Origin of the sequence: Pseudoalteromonas sp. P1-8 (assembly GCF_001399985.1) — a bacterium.
Taxonomy (GTDB): domain Bacteria; phylum Pseudomonadota; class Gammaproteobacteria; order Enterobacterales; family Alteromonadaceae; genus Pseudoalteromonas.
Window position 1 is genome coordinate 176153 of sequence record NZ_LJSO01000008.1, and the last position, 18341, is coordinate 194493.

At 42.2% G+C, this 18341-nt stretch carries 18 protein-coding genes; 16 read left to right on the plus strand and 2 right to left on the minus strand.

Annotation, left to right across the window (positions count from 1 at the left end; genetic code table 11):
- Window positions 1-33 precede the first annotated feature (33 nt).
- The gene (locus tag AN213_RS12995) at window positions 34-3810 is read right to left on the minus strand and encodes a S8 family serine peptidase (RefSeq protein WP_055198801.1); all 3777 of its coding nucleotides are present in this window, start codon (window positions 3808-3810) and stop codon (window positions 34-36) included.
- 236 nt (window positions 3811-4046) lie between these two features.
- Window positions 4047-4700, minus strand: a complete 654-nt coding sequence (locus AN213_RS13000) for a DUF6058 family natural product biosynthesis protein (RefSeq protein ID WP_054562423.1) — start codon at window positions 4698-4700, stop codon at window positions 4047-4049.
- A gap of 160 nt (window positions 4701-4860) precedes the next feature.
- On the opposite strand from AN213_RS13000, the gene dapA reads away from it, so the two are divergent.
- The 16 genes from dapA (at window position 4861) to AN213_RS13080 (ending at window position 18340) form a co-directional block, all read left to right on the plus strand.
- Entirely contained in the window at window positions 4861-5775 is a 915-nt protein-coding gene (gene dapA, locus AN213_RS13005) for a 4-hydroxy-tetrahydrodipicolinate synthase (RefSeq protein ID WP_054562639.1), read from the plus strand.
- Between the two features lie 106 nt (window positions 5776-5881).
- On the plus strand, window positions 5882-6592 hold the full coding sequence (locus tag AN213_RS13010; RefSeq protein ID WP_054562422.1) for a beta-ketoacyl synthase chain length factor: 711 nt from the start codon (window positions 5882-5884) through the stop codon (window positions 6590-6592).
- A complete protein-coding gene (locus AN213_RS13015; protein ID WP_054562421.1) occupies window positions 6582-7367 on the plus strand; it encodes a 1-acyl-sn-glycerol-3-phosphate acyltransferase in 786 nt (261 codons plus the stop codon). Before AN213_RS13010 ends, AN213_RS13015 begins: the two co-directional genes overlap by 11 nt.
- Window positions 7364-7621: a phosphopantetheine-binding protein gene (locus AN213_RS13020; RefSeq protein ID WP_054554555.1), complete on the plus strand. Its 258-nt coding sequence runs from the start codon at window positions 7364-7366 to the stop codon at window positions 7619-7621. The genes AN213_RS13015 and AN213_RS13020 overlap by 4 nt, the downstream gene beginning before the upstream one ends.
- Window positions 7622-7646: 25 nt before the next feature.
- Window positions 7647-7892 carry an acyl carrier protein gene (locus AN213_RS13025; protein WP_054554554.1) on the plus strand — a complete coding sequence of 82 codons (246 nt, stop codon included), beginning with the start codon at window positions 7647-7649 and terminating at the stop codon, window positions 7890-7892.
- A gap of 8 nt (window positions 7893-7900) precedes the next feature.
- Window positions 7901-8467: a hypothetical protein gene (locus AN213_RS13030; protein WP_054562420.1), complete on the plus strand. Its 567-nt coding sequence runs from the start codon at window positions 7901-7903 to the stop codon at window positions 8465-8467.
- A complete protein-coding gene (locus AN213_RS13035; RefSeq protein WP_054562419.1) occupies window positions 8454-9812 on the plus strand; it encodes a class I adenylate-forming enzyme family protein in 1359 nt (452 codons plus the stop codon). Before AN213_RS13030 ends, AN213_RS13035 begins: the two co-directional genes overlap by 14 nt.
- A complete protein-coding gene (locus AN213_RS13040) occupies window positions 9796-10149 on the plus strand; it encodes a thioester dehydrase (RefSeq protein ID WP_054562418.1) in 354 nt (117 codons plus the stop codon). Before AN213_RS13035 ends, AN213_RS13040 begins: the two co-directional genes overlap by 17 nt.
- A 3-nt stretch (window positions 10150-10152) precedes the next feature.
- Window positions 10153-10890 carry a glycosyltransferase family 2 protein gene (locus AN213_RS13045; protein WP_054562417.1) on the plus strand — a complete coding sequence of 246 codons (738 nt, stop codon included), beginning with the start codon at window positions 10153-10155 and terminating at the stop codon, window positions 10888-10890.
- A complete protein-coding gene (locus AN213_RS13050) occupies window positions 10890-11858 on the plus strand; it encodes an acyltransferase (RefSeq protein ID WP_054562416.1) in 969 nt (322 codons plus the stop codon). Before AN213_RS13045 ends, AN213_RS13050 begins: the two co-directional genes overlap by 1 nt.
- Before the next feature lies 1 nt (window position 11859).
- On the plus strand, window positions 11860-13404 hold the full coding sequence (gene hutH / locus AN213_RS13055) for a histidine ammonia-lyase (RefSeq protein WP_173637079.1): 1545 nt from the start codon (window positions 11860-11862) through the stop codon (window positions 13402-13404).
- Window positions 13397-13822, plus strand: a complete 426-nt coding sequence (locus AN213_RS13060) for a thioesterase family protein (protein ID WP_054554548.1) — start codon at window positions 13397-13399, stop codon at window positions 13820-13822. Before hutH ends, AN213_RS13060 begins: the two co-directional genes overlap by 8 nt.
- A complete protein-coding gene (locus AN213_RS13065) occupies window positions 13822-14340 on the plus strand; it encodes an outer membrane lipoprotein carrier protein LolA (RefSeq protein ID WP_054562415.1) in 519 nt (172 codons plus the stop codon). Before AN213_RS13060 ends, AN213_RS13065 begins: the two co-directional genes overlap by 1 nt.
- Entirely contained in the window at window positions 14337-16556 is a 2220-nt protein-coding gene (locus AN213_RS13070; RefSeq protein WP_055198802.1) for an MMPL family transporter, read from the plus strand. The genes AN213_RS13065 and AN213_RS13070 overlap by 4 nt, the downstream gene beginning before the upstream one ends.
- 3 nt (window positions 16557-16559) lie before the next feature.
- A complete protein-coding gene (locus AN213_RS13075; RefSeq protein WP_055198803.1) occupies window positions 16560-17801 on the plus strand; it encodes an NAD(P)/FAD-dependent oxidoreductase in 1242 nt (413 codons plus the stop codon).
- Window positions 17789-18340, plus strand: a complete 552-nt coding sequence (locus AN213_RS13080; RefSeq protein ID WP_055198804.1) for a DUF3261 domain-containing protein — start codon at window positions 17789-17791, stop codon at window positions 18338-18340. Before AN213_RS13075 ends, AN213_RS13080 begins: the two co-directional genes overlap by 13 nt.
- The last annotated feature ends 1 nt before the right edge of the window (window position 18341 follow it).

An 18341-nucleotide genomic window follows, 5' to 3' on the forward strand; every position in this document is an offset into this window, starting at 1 on the left:
CCGAAGGCGGCTTTGCTGATTAGCGCTAACTAATTAATCTAACATGTAAGCTCGCATGGTAATTTGCTCTGCTTGGCTTGAACCATAATCAGAAACAATCGTACGAATATGGACAAAGTCACCGACGTTGCCAGTATTGGGGATAGTCGCGACCCATTCTCCGTCAATGTGTTCAACTTGTGCATCTAACCAGTTTTCGCTTGAGAACTTCGTTGATACTGGGCAATAGATATAAGCAGGCACGTTAGCAATCGTACATTCTTGGCCGTACGCATATTGGAACTGTACATCTGCCAGCGCCACTTCACCTACACCGTCAAGTAAACCCGTTAACTTAACTTGAGCCGCTTCACCCGCTTTCATGCTGTTGTTAATATCAACAGGTAAATCAACCATAGGCACTAAAATTGGCTGAACACCTTGTTGCTGCTCGTCAGCCGTAAATGTATAGAAACCTTGGTAAAGAGAACCTAGCTTATCATTTATTGGAGAGCGCTCACCAACACCACGGGCATAAGAACGCATTTCCAAGGTAATTTGATGAGAGCCCGGCTCAAGGGTTAATGTACCTTGATATGGAGATGCAGCTTCACCATTTACTTTTAAACCAAAGGCTGAGCTACCCATAAAGCCAAAAATACCATCATGGTTTGCGGCATCGCCAAACGAGGCAAGATTAAAGTAAAGAACATTGGTATCGCGGCTAATAATCGCCGAGCCACTGCTGCCTAGGCTACCAGCGCGTGGACCTTTAAACCAAGTGGTGTTTTGTTCAGCACCTTCAGTCATAGCGCGTGGACCATCAAAATAAGCGCCACCACTTTGAATTTTATAGTTTGGCATAACGACATTCGTCCATGCATTTTTTGCACTTGCTGTGTAATATTCATCACGTTGATGAGGCAACATAATTAACTGTGAGCTACCTGTTGAGTAGAACTCCCCGGTACTGTTGGTCATTGCCATAACATCAGTCCATGCAGGGCGCTCGTCATTTTGCGAGTGATAAGACGCACTTATTTTATGCATTTTATGTTCAGCAATATTGATTTGCCCAGATTGAATTCGGCCATCAACAATATGGTTTATTGAATAAGCATAAGGTGAGCGTTCAGCCGCAATACCAGACCAGCTAACGATATTGTTGCCAGCCTCGATTTCTGCCATTAAGGCTTCACCTTGTTCGGTACTAATACCAATCACGGGGACTTTTGGTGTGCCTGTGATTGCCCCTTTATATCGGCCGCCACGACCAGGACGATAAAAGATCACACCACTGGCGCCATTTTTCATCGCATTACCGACCATGTAAGACGTGAGGTAATTAGGGTTAGCAATAAGCGCAATTTTGCCGTCTAACTCAAATTGACTCCAATCAGTGCTGTAGCCAGCATCACCTACTGGCACGACTTCTGCAGAGCCCTCACCGTGAAAAGACAGTGCTAAACCTTGTTTGATGTAATCAAGTTCAACCCCGTTTTGCATTGTGACGGTTGTTTCTGGAGCTACCGCGCGGGTGGTGATAAATGAGCGAAAACGATCGTCATGACCTTGTGACCATGCAAACATATCATTTACGTAATCAGGAGCCATTTCGATAGCTGCAAGCTTCGCAACTTCTTGATCGTCAATCGCGTAAGTAAAGCCAAACGAATAACCTTGTGGATCAAGAGGCTGGTCAGCTTTAAAGGTAACAGGCTGAGCGTTACGTGCATCAAAGTTAATCTCTGTTTTGCCATCAATCTTACGATTTAATACAGCCATTTGTGCCGCTGATTCTACTAAACCAGAGCTGGTTTGCGGATTATCGTAAGTCATAATGTTAGCAATCAACGTATAGTAACCAGCAGGTACATCGATATTGGCTTTACCGCCAGTGAGCCTAACAAGACTGCCCCAATCATCTTCTTCATTTATTAAGTAAAGCTTAGATGGAGAGCCTGCTTGATTACCCCAGCGATCAGTCAGGTTAACAGTTAAATTAACATGAGGTTGGTCAATCCAAAATGACACTGGCACAGTCACTTGTTGGTCGGTATTGCCAACGGTTTTGCCTGTGATACGACCTGTAATTGCACCATAAGCACTGTTATTAAGTGCCACACTAGGGTCAATCCACATAGGGACTTGAGCAACACCTTTGGCTGGGATTGTCACAGATTTAACATCTAACCCTGCCAAGGTCGCCGGTAATTGTGTTTTGCCATCTTCACCGATTAAATCTAATTTCAATTTTAATTTAATATTTTCATCAGAGGTGTTTGTTAACGTGATCTGTGTTTCGGTAAATGCACTATTGGCATTATCAAAGTAGCCAAGTTCACGGTTTGCAGGGGCCACAATAGCTTGGTCAATGGCACGGTCGATATTCATGGCACCGGCACCTTGCTCAAGGACGTGAGAATCACTACTAAATACAGATGATGTAAGCACGTCTTTAATTTCTTTTGGCGTAAGGTTTTGGCGAGCTTGCATTACAATTGCAGCACCACCGGCAACATGCGGGGCAGCCATTGATGTACCTGAATACACGCGGTAGGCCGTATCACCTAAGCCACCAGAAGCCGCGGCAACCACAGAGACACCTTGCGAGGCAATATCTGGTTTTGCTGAGTGGCCATCTGGCGATGGACCGCGTGAAGAGAACGACGCCGTATTGCCATCACGATCAATAGCACCCACGGTTAATGCACTTGGCGCGCAGCCCGGTGAACCAATCGTTTCACGGGTAAAGCTATTGCCCGCAGAGATAACAAATAAAGCCTTATCGCTAAGCGCTTCAACCATCTCAACCAATGGGCCACTACAGATTGTTGCTGTGCCACCCAATGACATATTTACAATGTCAGCTTGTTCTGAAAGCACCGCCCATTGCATGCCATTTAAAATACCGTAGGTTGATCCTCCTCCAGTATTACCAAGTACTTTACCGATAATTAAATCGGCGGCTGGTGCCACACCGACCCATTTGCCTGCTGACTCATGGCCATTGCCTGCAACGGTTGAGGCTGTATGAGTTCCATGACCATTTAAGTCATCTACACCGTTGCTCGAATACGTAAAATCACGTGATGCAATGACACGACCTAGTAAGTCTGGGTGCTCGGTGTCGTAGCCTGTATCAAGTACGGCAACTTTAATACCTTCGCCATTATAGTTAATCGCTGACTCACCATATGCGCCGGTTAGTGAGACTGTTGGAGTCAGTGTTTCTGACTGGGTAACCTTGTGAGCATGAACGACAGCATCAAGCCAAATACCTTCAACGTCAGCTTGTGCAACCAGGGTTTGCCAAGTTTGCGCTGCTTTGTCTTTGTTGATTGCAAATGCGGCGCTGTCGATTAGCTCAATTTCACCGGTTAATGACATACCAGCAAGCGTTGCTGGGACTGCAGATCCTGCAAGGGTGCCGTCGCGGTATTCAACAATGACGGGGAGCGCGTCGGTTGATGCATCATCGTAACCCGATTCATATAACTTATTAATGTTAAATAACTCTAAATCGATCGCATTTGAATCAACTAAGGCTTGAGCATGGTTTGGAACAACATAGGTGTTGTTACCACGTTTAAAGATACTGGTGAATGTATCTGAACCATCTGCATTCACTAATCGAATGCCGCCTAGCTTGCCGTCTTTATTGACAACAGCCGATACTTTGTCCCCAGTGATCAAAGTGAATGTAAGGGCATCCGCTTTACTTTGTTGTGTAACAAATGATTCTTCTGCGGTTGCTGGTTGGGCAATCGATAAGCCGAGCATGGCTAAGTAGGTCGCCTTTAAGCGACCAAGCCTTGGAAAAGGTTTCATCTTTTCATCCTTTATTTTGATGTAATTAGTTTGGAAGAAAGGAGTTATTGCTAGCTGTTAAAATAACAAATATGACAAGAGCAATAACTCAACCAGACCAATCTATCGATCAAGCAGATGAAAACCTACAAAACAAAGGTAGCAAATTGTATTAACCTATTTATAACAAAATAAACACTGTTGTAACTTTGTGCGATCATTCAGTTTCGCTTCATTTTAAGCGCAAAAATGAGAGGTTATTTTACCGATAGATCGTACTTTGCCACTACGTCATCAATATAACGATGGCGTAAGGTGTTTTTACCTTCGTTGCCCGTACCATGACTTAACGCGCGGTTCATTAATTTGAGCGCCTTATGTAAGCTTTGGCGCTCTTCCACGCTTAAACCTGTTTTAGTGCGTAGTTCAGTAATATCATCAATCAATAACTTAGCCACATCGAGCTGTACGGCTTCTTCAACTAAGCCATTTTGTGTTAGCACACCGTATTTACTGCATAAAAACTGCTGCCAAACTTGCTGTAAGTGCTCGTCAATTTCACTGCCAAATAATTCTTCATCGATAGCAAAGCCTTGCTCAGCAAGCTTACTGAGTTGATTTGAATATTGCTGAGCAAAATAATTAAACGCTTGGCAGGATGAGCTTATGTCATGTTTGATAATTAATTGCCCCCAACTAGTGGCACCACGAGGGTAATAGTCTTGATATTCTTCGCATTGATAAATGCCCGAATACGAACTGCATTCTAATTGACTCTGCAAACAATAACTCGGCTTTGGAAATAAACTACTTTGTTGCCATGCCGATAGCGTTTCCTCATCAATTGAGAGGGTATGGCACAGCTCTTCGGTGGTATAAAAGTAGGTTGCCAAAAATTTTGAAAGTTGCATTATCAAATACTCACAATAAATACTGTTAATTTATACAGTATTTGATTTTGGCTTAACTTTGATTTTTTCTCAAGTATTTTTATTTATTGCAGCACACTACTCGGAAAATGCCTGTGTTTGTGATACAACTAGCGCAAATTTTCCAAACATTAAAAAAGTTATGCGCAACCTAGAAACAATTAAACAAGCAAGTTTGATCACCGCTATAAAAACACCTTATTTAACCAATGGTGAAATTGATCTTGCATGTTATGACGACCTTGTTGAACAGCAAATTGCAGCTGGTGTTGATGGCATTATTGTCGGTGGTACCACAGGTGAAGGGCAATTAATGAATTGGGAAGAACACTTAATGCTAATTGCTCACAGTGTTAGCAAATTCTCTGACCGTTTATTAATTGTCGGTAATACAGGTAGCAACAATACGCGAGAAGCGATTAAAGCAACCGAGTATGGTTTTGCCACCGGTATGGATGCAGCGCTACAAATTAACCCTTATTACGGACGTACGTCGCTGGCGGGTGTGAAAGAGCACTTTAATCGTTTACTTGATATTGGTCCTGCGTTTATCTACAACGTAGCAGGTCGTACAGGCCAAGACTTAACACCCGATATCATTGAGCCACTCGCGAAGCACGAAAACTTTATCGGTGTAAAAGAGTGCGGTGGCAATGAGCGTATTGCTCATTATGAACAGCAAGGTATTGCTTGTTGGTCAGGTAATGACGATGAAGCGCATGATGCAAGACACATTCATAAAGCCCACGGTGTTATCTCGGTTACATCTAATATTATTCCAGGCTTATTCCGTCAGTTAATGGATGAGCAAAATGATGCACTTAATGCAAAACTACAACCACTTATGGGCTGGTTATTCTGCGAGCCTAATCCAATTGCAATCAATACGGCACTTATGATGACAGGCGCGGTAAATCCTGTGTTCCGTCTTCCTTATGTGCCACTAACAAGTGCTCAGCAAGAAATCGGTTTAGGTTACATTAACGAACTCGATGTTGCTGATATAGTAGGTGAAAAAGCACAACTTTTAACCGAAAAAGACGTTATTTTACGATAAAAATGAATGAGTGCTTAATTGCGGCTGTAATTAAGCACCATTGTTTTACTTTTTTGTAGCTAATAGGTAAAATTAGCAATCGTTTGGCGTTATAAGAATAATATTTGTGAAATTTGTTGTTGAGAATTTGAGTTTATGGGTTGCACCCGAGCAACAAATAGCAGAATTAAGCCATCTCAATCTTGCTGACCTTGATTTAAGCTGGGTTGCACCGATGCAGCGCCGCCGCTTAAGCCCATTTATGAAAATGGCGCTTCATACTATGCATCAAGCGCAAGGTGAGTATCAGCAGCTAGCTGTTAATTTTTCATCGCGTCATGGCGACTTACCAAAAACAGCGCAATTGTTACATTCACTTGTTGAACAAGAACCTCTTTCTCCGACCGCATTTGGTCTGAGTGTGCATAATGCTGTCACTGGGTTGTTCTCGATTATTGCAAAAAACAAAGCCCCGATGAATGCTATTGCTGGTGACCAAGACAGCATTATTTCTGCCATGATAGATGGTTTTGCGCGTGTTCATAGTGGTATTGAACAGCAGATTTTGATTGCTCATGCCGAAAGTGTATTACCAGATGAGTACTTACCATTTAGCGACGAGCAACAAATTGCTCATAGTGTATCGTTCGTATTATCAACAGCGCAGACCGGTAAGCCGTATTTTGAATTAACAAAACTACCTGAATCAGAACATACTCAAAGTGACTCGTGTTTACCACTGAGTTTGCAATTAGCAGCTGCTTTAACAAGCAAAGGATCACAATCGCTGCTTTCGCATCAACAATCAGCTTGGATGCTACAGTACCATGGCGACTAACGTTTACATTAAGTTGAATAAAATTTGGCGGGTACTGGCAACCGGGTTTTGTTTTTCTGTATTTGGTTTTGGCGGTATTGTACTCACCTTGCTGGTTTTGCCTCTACAACGTTTATTTGAACCTTGCCAAGCGAAACGTAAGCAAAAAGCCCGTTTAACGGTTCACTATAGTTTTAAATTCTTTGTTGCCTTAATGCATTACACCGGTGCTATCCATTTTTCTGTGCAAGATAAACAGAAATTTCATGACCTGAGAGGGCAATTAGTTCTTGCCAATCACCCTTCATTAATTGATGTTGTGGTGCTGATATCTGTGATTAAAAATGCTGACTGCGTGGTCAAAGCACACTTATTTAAAAATCCATTTATGCGCGGTGTAATTAAAGGCACAGGTTATATTAGTAATGAAGACCCGCAAGAGTTACTGAATGATTGTGAAGCATCTCTCGCTGCTGGAAATAATCTGATAATCTTTCCTGAAGGCACCCGCACAACCCCAGGTGAACAGCTAAAATTTAAGCGTGGCGCTGCGAATATTGCTGCGCGTTGTAAAGCTCCAATTACCTCAGTGCTGATTAGTATGAAGCCCAGCACTTTGACCAAAGGCACACCATGGTATTGCGTTGCTGCAACAAAAGCGCATTTTGAGATGCGCTTTGCCACTGACCCATTTACGTTTAACGACACATTTAATAATGAACAACCCGCCATGCAAGCACGACAATTAACCCGTGATTTGCAACATTACTTTTCAGAGGAACTCAGGCACCTATGACTGAACTAAAGAACAAAATAAAACAATTAATCATTAGCAGCTTAGATCTTGAAGATATTACCGTGGATGATATTGAAAATGACCAACCTTTGTTTGTTGATGGTTTAGGCCTAGATAGCATCGATGCGCTTGAGCTTGGCTTAGCCATTAAAAAAGAGTTTAACGTTAAGATTGACGCAAACTCAGAACAAACAAAAGCCCATTTTGCATCGGTAGATGCACTGGCAGAATTTATTAACCAACACCAATCATAATACAGACTTAGAAGTAGGAATAAGCATGAAAACCGCTGCTGACATTTACAACGTTTTACAGGGCATTTTAGTAGATGAATTTGAGATCGATGCTGATGATATCAGCCTAGATGCGCACCTGTATCAAGACCTAGATCTTGATAGCATTGATGCTGTTGACTTAGTTGTAAAACTACGCGAAATCACTGGTAAGAAAATTGAGCCAGATGCATTTAAGCAAGTGCGTACTGTGCAAGATGTTGTAAACGAAGTAGAAAAACTCGTTTCATAAACATTACTATGCTCAAAGCGATAACCACAACATTGCTCTTAGTATGCTTATCTTTATACCCATTTATTGTGTATTTTGGATTACAGCATATCTCATTAAGGCAAGTGAGCTTGGTATTGATGGTATTGTTAGGTTTAAGGCTTTTACTTAGCAAGAAGTTACTGACATCTATGCCATGGATAAAGCCAGCCTCTATTTTGGCTATTATCGCTTTAGCAACAACGCAGTTTTTTAACAGTGATCTGGGCTTAAAGCTTTACCCAGTCATTATAAATACAGTAATGGCCATAACCTTTGCTTATTCGTTGAAAAGTGGCCCAACAGTCATTGAAAGTTTTGCTCGAATTAAAGAGCCTGATCTTGATGAGAAAGGGGTTAATTACACGCGCCAAGTTACTAAAGTATGGTGCGCGTTTTTTATTATTAATGGCAGTATTGCGTTATACACTAGCCTATTTACTTCGTTACAGACATGGACTCTGTACAACGGATTAATAGCCTATATTTTGATTGCTCTCTTAGGCCTTGTGGAATGGCTTGTAAGACAAAAGGTTAAAAGTAATGGTAGCGAGTAACCTGAAATTTCACCCAGACGCTGCATTTGTTGTTGCAGGGCAGCCAATAACACAAACACAGTTTTTTGCTGATATTGCGGCTTATCAAAGTAAGCTCACAGCGCTTAAAGCTGGCAGCCATGTGGTGTTATTCCATCCTGATACCTACCAATTTGCAGTGCGCTTATTTGCCTTAGCGTGTAGTGGTTATAATGTTATTTTGCCACCTAATGGTCAGCACGAAACCTTAAGTTTATTGCTAGCACAGTCTGCTTTTTTTGCCGGCGATGCGACCAATATCAATGATGATGTGCTATTTACTAACCTTGAGCAAAGTCTTGGTCACACGCCTTTGCAAACTAACCGTTTACAATGGCCAACAAACACAGCGGTTATATTTTATACGTCAGGCTCATCAGGACAATCTAAACCGATAGTGAAACCGTGGCGGGTATTAAATCGAGAGCTTGCAGTACTTTCAATGTCATTTGACTTACCCAGCCAGTTTACGTTTTTAGCAACCGTTTCGCATCAACATATTTACGGCTTATTATTTCGTTTACTTTGGCCGTTGGCGAAAGGCCATATAATTGATAGTGAACAAATTCAGTATCCTGAACATATTGCGCAAAGACTAAAAAATATTCGTTATGCAGCGCTCGTTTCAAGCCCTGCGCAACTTGGTCGTTTATGTGCTGATAATGTGTTAATTCCTGAACGCGACAAAATTAAGTGGTTATTTTCCTCTGGCGGACCACTCAACAATGAACATGCCGAAACTTTATTTAACCAGTTAGCTCGCCCGGCTACCCAAGTATTTGGTAGTACCGAAACCGGCGGTATTGCTTATCGACAAGTTACACAGGCGGCGGTTGATGTACCATGGCAGCCGTTTAATGGTAATTTTTTATCGCTGAATCATGAAGGGCGCTTGATGCTAGATTCTGCGATTTTAGAGCAATCGAATTTCCCTTTAGACGATAGAGCACTCGTTCATAAAAATGGTCAATTTAAACTGTTGGGCCGTATAGACAGAACGATAAAAATTGAAGAAAAACGTTTAAACCTAGATGAGCTTGAGAGTTATCTGCAAAGTCACGACTGGATAAAAGAAGCAAAAGTGGTGGTTATTCCAGCTAAGCGCGTGCAAATTGGTGCGGTGGTTGTACTCAGTGAAGAAGCTAATAAAGAGCTTGAACAACAGGGTAAATTGGCAATTAACCGCGCTTTACAAGCACACCTCTCAAACCGCTTTGAACGTATTTGCTTACCACGTAAATGGCGCTACATCGATGCACTTCCTTTTAACAGCCAAGCTAAATTAAGTTTAAAAACATTGGAGCAGTATTTTGCCAAGCCTGAATAACGTGACCCCAGAGGTGGCCGTTTTATCACAAACAGAAACTAGCGTGAGTTTAGCGTTAACCATTGCGGCTGATTTAGATTATTTTCGCGGCCACTTTCCAGATGCGCCAATTTTAGCAGGCGTAGTACAGCTGGATTGGGCAGTAAAATATGCTCAGCAATATTTGGGTTTTGGCAAACTAGTACAAGATTTAGAAGTGTTAAAGTTTCAGGTAGTAACAACCCCTGATATGACGGTAAACCTCACCCTTGAGCGCAATGCAAAAGGCAAATGTTTGTTTAGCTATCAATCAGAAAAAGGCCAGCATGCGTCTGGTCGAATTGTATTTTGTGATTAAGCCATGAACCAGTTTTGTATTGTTATTCCTAATTACAATCACACCCATGCTATTGCTGCTGTACTCGATGAGCTAAAAGAGCTACAGCTGCCGATAATCATGGTTGATGATGGCAGTGACGCTGATGCCAAACAAGTATTTGCAACGCTTAACGCTAAGTACGATTTTTTAACCTTGATAAGCCATGCTCAAAATCAAGGTAAGGGTGGGGCAGTTCAAACTGGGTTGATGGCTGCCTATCAGCAAGGGTTCAGCCATGCCATTCAGGTTGATGCTGACGGCCAGCATTCGTTAGCAGATATTAGTAAGTTGATTGAACTAAGTAATGCATCACCTAACAAGGTGATCAGTGGTTGTCCTATTTATGATAGCTCAGTGCCTAAGCACCGTTATTTAAGTCGTTACATCACCCATTTTTGGGTTTGGGTAGAAACGCTCAGCTTTGATATTGTTGATTCAATGTGTGGTTTTCGGGTTTACCCCTTAGCAGCCGTTGAACAATTAATGGCTAAGCAAACGCTTGGCAAGCGCATGGACTTTGATATTGAAATTTTAGTCAGGCTTTATTGGCAAGGTGTTAAAGTCACGTTTTTGCCAACCCAGGTCATTTACCCTGAAAATGGCGTATCTCATTTTCGAGCCTTACACGATAACGTGGGAATTTCGTGGCTGCATACGCGTTTATTCTTTGGCATGTTGCTACGCTCACCTAAGCTGCTTTGGCGTAAGGTGGCAGGCTAATGGCTGTAAAACATTGGTCAAAAATGCAAGAACGTGGCAATCGCTTAGGCATGCAAATATTGCTCGTATGTTATCGCGTATTTGGTCGAAAAGGCTTGTGGTTGGTGTTGTTTCCGGTGGTGTTTTATTTGTTTTTAACTGGCAAAACTGCCCGCCAAGCGTCACATGCATTCTTAACCCAAGCGCGTAAAGTGAATGGCAATAGTAAAGCAGTTACTTGGCGCGATAGCTTTCGTCATTTTCGCTGCTTCGCTGACAGCGCCTTTGACAAAATAGATGCATGGCTTGGACGAATTCAGCAACATAATATTCTTTACACCAACGAAGCGCTGTTTAAACAACTTGATGAGCAACAGCAAGGGGCTATTTTTATCGGCTCACACCTTGGTAACTTAGAGGTATGTAGAGCCCTTAGCCAACACCGAAACAGTAAAAAAATCAATGTATTGGTGTTTACGCATCATGCTGTAGAATTTAATAAATTACTGAAAAGTATTAATCCGGATGTTGCAGTAAACCTCATTCAAGTAACCGATCTTGGCCCAGATATGGCAATTATGCTCAAAGAGAAAGTCGAGCAGGGTGAAATTGTGGTGATAGTCGGTGATAGAACCAGTACCACCACCGCAGGAAGAGTTATCGAAGCTGACTTTTTAGGTAAGCCAGCCCCCTTTTCACAAGGGCCATTTATTTTAGCTGCGCTGTTAGATTGCCCGGTGTTTCATCTGTTTTGTTTAAAAGATAAAAAGCCCAATGGCGAAACATTTTACCGCGTGATTTTTGAAAAATACGCCGACAAACTCGTTTTACCGCGTAAAACGAGGCAACAAACATTACAACAAATTGTTAGCGATTATGCGCAAAGGCTCAGTTTTTATGCTGCGGCCTATCCGTATCAATGGTTTAATTTTTATGATTTTTGGCAAAATGACGAGCAAGTGTCTCGTAGTCAAAACAAGGAGAACTAAGGTGTCAGAGCACTCGACTACCGTTTTTGGCAAACAGCGTTTATCAATCGAAGATATTGTTCATATTGCATTAGAGCAAGGTGCTGTTGCGTTAACATCAGACCGTCAATTTGCTAATAAAATAGACAGCGCCGTGGCGTTTTTAGATAAGTTGCTTGAAGATGATGGCGTGATATATGGCGTTACCACAGGTTATGGCGATTCAGTAACCGTAAAAGTGCCACTTGATTTAGTCAATGAGTTACCACTGCATCTTACTCGTTTTCATGGTTGCGGCCTTGGCGATGTGTTTAATCAAGCCCAAGGGCGCGCTATTTTAGCGACTCGTTTAACTTCGCTTTCACAAGGGTATTCTGGCGTTAGCTGGGAGATGTTGAATTTATTACGTGACTTTTTAAATCACAATATTGTACCGGTGATCCCGCAAGAGGGGTCTGTAGGAGCCAGTGGTGATTTAACGCCGCTTTCGTATGTAGCCGGTGCTATGGTTGGTGAGCGAGATGTGTATTACAAAGGCGAAATTAAAAACAGTCTAGAAGTGATGCAAGAACTAGGCTTACAGCCATTAAAGCTACGCCCGAAAGAAGGGCTGGCAGTCATGAATGGCACTGCCGTGATGACAGCTTTGGCATGCCTTGCTTATGATAGAGCAGATTACTTAGCTAAATTGACTAGCCGCATAACAGCCCTTGCAAGCCTTGCATTAAAAGGTAACAGTCATCACTTTGATGATATTTTGTTTTCAGTGAAGCCACATCCAGGACAACAGCAAGTAGCTGCATGGATCCGTGGTGATCTAAATCATGTAGAACACCCTCGTAATGCTGACCGCTTACAAGATAGGTATTCAATTCGCTGTGCTCCACATGTTATTGGTGTGCTGCAAGATAGTTTGCCGTGGTTTAGGCAAATGATTGAAAATGAACTAAATTCGGCAAATGATAATCCAATCATCGATGGCGAAGGTGAGCACGTATTGCATGGTGGTCACTTCTATGGTGGTCATATTGCAATGGTAATGGATAGCATGAAAACCGCTGTTGCTAATTTAGCCGACTTAGCAGACAGACAAATCGCATCCTTAGTTGATACGCGCTATAACAATGGTTTGCCTTCTAATCTATCGGCGAGTAATGATGAGCGTCGCTACATTAACCATGGTTTTAAAGCGGTCCAAATTGGCGCCAGTGCATACACGGCCGAAGCATTAAAACTGACCATGCCAGCAAGTGTGTTTTCTCGTTCAACCGAGTGTCACAACCAAGATAAAGTGAGCATGGGAACTATCGCTGCACGAGATTGTTTGCGTATATTGCAGCTAACTGAGCAAGTGGTTGCAAGTACTTTGCTTGCGAGTATTCAAGGTTTGCGTTTACGTATTAATAGCGGTGAGCTTGAATTCGCTAGTTTAACTAGTGATGTACAAAGTATGTATCAAGACATTAGCGAGTTTTTCCCGCTGCTTGATGAAGACCGTCCTCTAGAGGCTGTTCTTCGCTTTACGGTAGACGCTATTCAAACAAAACGTTGGAGTTTATATGCATAGTCGTGGCTCGTTGTTGAGTACTCATGTTGAGATTGAAATTCCTTTTCATGATTGCGATCCAATGAATGTGGTATGGCATGGTAATTACCCGCGCTATTTAGAAGTCGCGCGCTGCGAATTACTGCGTTTGTTTGATTATGATTATGTGCAAATGCAAGAGTCTGGCTATGCGTGGCCGATTATTGACATGCATATTAAGTACGTCGGCTCAGCATTGTTTACACAAAAAATCCGCGTTGATGCGTACTTAAAAGAATATGAAACACGATTACGTATCGATTACGTAATCACTGATTGCGCTACAGGTAAAAAGTTAACCAAAGCAACGACTATCCAAGTTGCGGTTGATATAGAGAAAAAAGAAATGCAGTTTGTTTCGCCGCCTGTACTCCATGAAAAACTTCAAAAGGTGATTTAATGCGATTAAGCGTGTTGTTACTGAGTGTGCTCGTTTTTTTTCCTGTGTTTGCATCAAGCGCAGTAACAGAGCAAGGCACATTTAGCCAAGAAAAGCATTTTAAAGGGTTTAGTAAGCCTTTTATATCAACAGGTTCGTTTGAACTTGCTGAAGATAGCCTCACTTGGCAAGTTGAATCTCCGGTTAAAAGCACGCTATTAATCAAGCAAGGGCAAGTATATACCCTGGATGACCAAGATAAGCCGCAGCTACAAAAAGGTGCAGAGCCTTACGTTAATTTACTGCAAGCAATTTTAAAGCATGATGAAGTGGCACTTGCTGAGCAATTTACGATGACAGAGCATGCAGAGCCCGGTTGTCAGACTTTATTGCCTAAAGATAACTTGCTAAAGCAGCTATTTAGTCAGTTCGAATTATGTGTAGCAGCAGAACAAGTGAGCCGTGTGCGTCTTCAAGAAGCAAATGGTAACTTTACTGTGTTACGCTTTGCTTATCCTCAAAATGAGCATAAACAGTGAAAGCATGGGGCCTAACGCTTGCTTGGCTAAGCCTATTAGTTAGCGCCTTAGTGGTTGTTTTTATTCTAAAACAGCCGACGTTGAATAATGATATTTTGGCTTTGTTGCCAAAGTCAGAACCGCGTTTACAGCAAGTCGAAGAACACTTTTTTTCAGCTAATAAACAGCAGTTGAGCTTTTCTTTTCGGGGTGAGAATGCAGTAAAAGCTTATGATGATTTACATCAGTGGCTGGCGAGTAAACACATTGAGCCTCGTTTTAAGTTACCTGAAATCTCCCAATTGGCAGCATTTTACGGTCAGTACGCCGGGCATTTAGTCTCCGAGGAATATAAACAAGCTATTGGCGATGCTAATCGCTTTCAACAGTATTACTTTAGTCAGTTGAGTAAAGTCGCTGATCCTTTTGTTTCAAGTACTATCAACCAAGACCCAACACTTGCTACAGCAGGGTTCTTATCTGAGGCAATGACACACATGCAGCAATTTGAGCTGCAAGATGGCCGAATTAACATTAACTATCAAGGTGATGAGTATTTAATGTTATTTGTGCAAAGTGCTGACAATGCCTTTTCAATAAATCAATCAATAGCGTTGAGCAATGAGATAGTTGCCTATATCGCTGAGCTTGAAGGCCGCTATCCAGATACACAAATTCGCTATGCCGGTGCTTTATTTCACACCGCAGCAAATGCGCAGCAAGCCAAATTTGAAATGACCTTGTTTGGTTCGGTGAGCTTGCTGGCGCTTATTGTGATGGTGGTGTGGGTGTTTCGCTCGATAAATGCATTGTGGCTGGCCTCTGTAACCGTGATAAGCGCCGCTATTGGTGGCACCATTGCGCTGATCAGTATTTTTAGTCAAGTCCATGTATTAACCATGGTGTTTGCAGTGACGCTGATTGGTATCGCCATTGATTATGCATTTCATGGCATGCTTGATTTAACTGAGCAGCCACAAGGTTTTAGCCAAGGGCTTAAACTGGCACTGTTGTTGTCGTTACTAACCACCACACTCGGTTACGCGAGTTTGTTTTTCTCACCCGTGCAGTTACTCAGTCAAGTGGGCGTGTTCGTTGTTGCAGGGCTAGTTACAGCTTGGCTTTGCACACGAATTTTACTGCCTTATTGGCAAGCTGGTTTAACCATTAACACTGCTGCGCATCAATTAGCTAACTGCTTAAGTGGTTATTTAAAACGATTAACGCATTATCGCGTCGCACTCAGTATGCTGACGTTAGTGTTATTGAGTGTTTTTGCCTTACTAAAACCCCCTGTGATTAATGATGATGTAAAGCTGTTAAATGCAAGTCCTGCTGATTTAATGCAAAACGAAGCGTTGCATATGTCTTTATTAGGTAAAGATAATGGCCAAATCATGATTTTATTTGCTGATAATGCGCAGCAGTTATTAGTAGAGCAAGAAGCATTAAAAGCAACTATTCGCGGTCTTAATGGCCGTGCCTTGATGCTTAGTGACTTAGTGCCTAGTAAACAATTACAACAGCAAAACTACGATCAACTGCATTCGGCCCAGCAAGCGATGAGTGTGGTTAGCCAAATGACAGGGACGCCCGTTGAGCTCCCAACATCAATGCTTGATTTAAACGCGGCACTTAATTCACCGTTAGCGCCGTTAATCGCTAACCAAGTGATCTCAAACAACACACTAACCGCAAGCTGGTTTATGGTAACAGGTGTAAATAAATCCGAGCTGATGGATTTAGCCAACGCTTACCCAGATTTAATTGTTTACGATAAAGTCGCGATGATAAGTGAAGGTTTAAGTCATTACTCAAATTCGTTACTGGTGACACTGGCCATCGCGGTGACCTTTGCGTTATTACTCTTTAGCGTTAAATTTGGTTTTAAAACGGCGTGTAAACAAACGCTAGTGCTTGTACTAACAACCGCGGCTGTACTGCTACTATGCAGTGCGCTGCAATCTCAGCTGTCGATTTTTAATTTATTAGGCTGTTTATTGATATTAGCGTTGGCAATCGATTACTTGGTGTTTTATCAGGTCAATAATTTAAGCTCGAGCAATGTACTCGCAATTAGCTTGTCAGCGGCATCATCGATGTGGGTATTTGGCATGTTGGCCGTTTCGAAAACACCGGCCATTTTCAGTTTCGGATTAACGGTATTAGTGGGGCTAGTTTGTATCTATATCCTGGCGCCGCTCAGTATTGCATTACCTAAAAATAAGGAAAAATAATAGGTGAATAATCAAGTTCAACAGGCTGATGTTGTTATTATTGGTGCTGGCCCTTCAGGTGCCGTGGCTGCCAGTTTACTGGTGAAAAAAGGTTGGCATGTAGTGGTGTTAGAGCAGCAAACCTTTCCGCGTTTTTCGATTGGTGAAAGCTTATTACCCCAGTGCATGAGCTTTTTAGCAGAAGCAGGCCTTGAGCAAGCGGTGCAAGCACAGGCACAATCACTTGGGTTTCAGTTTAAAAATGGTGCGGCGTTTCAGCGTCGGGGCGACCACACAACAATCGATTTTACCGAGAAATTTAGCGAAGGCCCTGGCACGACTTTTCAGGTAAAACGCGCTGACTTTGATAAATGCTTAGCCGATGGTGCCATGCAGCAGGGGGCTGAAATTCGATACCAACATAGCGTGTTAGCGTTTACCAATTGTGAGGATGGCGCTTTACTTGATGTTACGGATGAAAACCAGCAACGCTATCAAATTAAAGGGCGTTTTGTACTTGATGCTAGTGGTTTTGGCAGGGTATTACCTCGCTTACTTGATTTAGAGTCAGCATCAAATTTCCCAGTACGTTGGGCTTTTTTCAGCCATTTTAAAGATAATATTAGCGATACCCAGTTTGACCGCGAAAAAATCTTAATTAATGTTCATCCAGAGCATAAAGATATTTGGTATTGGCTGATCCCATTTAGTGATGGTACGGCAAGCATTGGTGTCGTTGGTAAACCAGAGCAACTTAATGATAAACAACCACTCGCTGGTTTAAATGAATTTATCGAACAAGATAGCTATTTAAGTGAGTTATTAGCCAATCATGAAGCAATTGGTGAAGCGCGTGCTATTAAAGGCTATTCGGCTAATGTGTCGAGCTTGTATGGTGAGCATTTTGCACTACTTGGTAATGCCGGTGAGTTTTTAGATCCGGTGTTTTCATCTGGGGTGACGATTGCATTAAAATCAGCTTCATTGGTTGCTCCTATAGTAGATAGCTACTTACGTGGTGAGCAAGTTGATTTCAAAAACGATTACAGTGAGCCTTTGCAACAAGGGGTTAATTGCTTTAGAACCTACGTCAGTGCTTGGTATGATGGCTCATTTCAGGACGTGATTTTTTACAGTGAGAAAAACCAACAAGTGCGCGAGATGATCAGTGCTATTCTTGCTGGTTATGCATGGGATTTACAAAACCCATTTGTAAAACAAAGCAACAAACGCTTAAATACACTGGTTGAATTATGTCGCGACTAACACGCTCTTTGCTCTTATCTTTGAGCATATTAGTGGCAAGTTGCGCCAGTGAATTTGCAGTAAAAACGGGTGTTGATTTAGCGCCAAATGCAGGGATTTATTTGCTTGATTCACCGCCGTCATTAGTTGCCGATAATTGGCAGCAAGTACTTGAAGTACACCATGGCGATGAGCAGCATACATTACTAGCGCAGCTGAGTTTAAACAGTGAAACGGGTATTAACTTGGCTGTTATGACGGCTCAAGGTATGCCAATCTTTCAGTTAGAAAAAGCGCCACTAGGGCCGATTAAAAGCGAAAAAATGCTCCCTATCAACGCGGTTGATCCTCGCTATATTCTTGCTGATATCATGCTAGTACACTGGCCGGTTACTGTGCTGAACTCGCAACTTTATGGTTTGAACTTGGTTGAACAAGGCTCGACACGGCGTTTATATCAAGGTGAACAGTTAATTAGTGAAATTCGCTATTTAGACGGTGCAACAGAACTTGTAAACTTTCAGCGAGATTACAAAATTAAATTTCAAAGGGTTAATTGAT

What these genes read in the sequence shown, in the direction of transcription:
- AN213_RS12995 (WP_055198801.1), bottom strand. Translation starts at nt 3,810, where the DNA reads ATGAAACCTTTTCCAAGGCTTGGTCGCTTAAAGGCGACCTACTTAGCC.
- AN213_RS13000 (WP_054562423.1), bottom strand. Translation starts at nt 4,700, where the DNA reads ATGCAACTTTCAAAATTTTTGGCAACCTACTTTTATACCACCGAAGAG.
- dapA (WP_054562639.1), top strand. Translation starts at nt 4,861, where the DNA reads ATGCGCAACCTAGAAACAATTAAACAAGCAAGTTTGATCACCGCTATA.
- AN213_RS13015 (WP_054562421.1), top strand. Translation starts at nt 6,582, where the DNA reads ATGGCGACTAACGTTTACATTAAGTTGAATAAAATTTGGCGGGTACTG.
- AN213_RS13020 (WP_054554555.1), top strand. Translation starts at nt 7,364, where the DNA reads ATGACTGAACTAAAGAACAAAATAAAACAATTAATCATTAGCAGCTTA.
- AN213_RS13025 (WP_054554554.1), top strand. Translation starts at nt 7,647, where the DNA reads ATGAAAACCGCTGCTGACATTTACAACGTTTTACAGGGCATTTTAGTA.
- AN213_RS13030 (WP_054562420.1), top strand. Translation starts at nt 7,901, where the DNA reads ATGCTCAAAGCGATAACCACAACATTGCTCTTAGTATGCTTATCTTTA.
- AN213_RS13035 (WP_054562419.1), top strand. Translation starts at nt 8,454, where the DNA reads ATGGTAGCGAGTAACCTGAAATTTCACCCAGACGCTGCATTTGTTGTT.
- AN213_RS13045 (WP_054562417.1), top strand. Translation starts at nt 10,153, where the DNA reads ATGAACCAGTTTTGTATTGTTATTCCTAATTACAATCACACCCATGCT.
- AN213_RS13050 (WP_054562416.1), top strand. Translation starts at nt 10,890, where the DNA reads ATGGCTGTAAAACATTGGTCAAAAATGCAAGAACGTGGCAATCGCTTA.
- AN213_RS13060 (WP_054554548.1), top strand. Translation starts at nt 13,397, where the DNA reads ATGCATAGTCGTGGCTCGTTGTTGAGTACTCATGTTGAGATTGAAATT.
- AN213_RS13065 (WP_054562415.1), top strand. Translation starts at nt 13,822, where the DNA reads ATGCGATTAAGCGTGTTGTTACTGAGTGTGCTCGTTTTTTTTCCTGTG.
- AN213_RS13080 (WP_055198804.1), top strand. Translation starts at nt 17,789, where the DNA reads ATGTCGCGACTAACACGCTCTTTGCTCTTATCTTTGAGCATATTAGTG.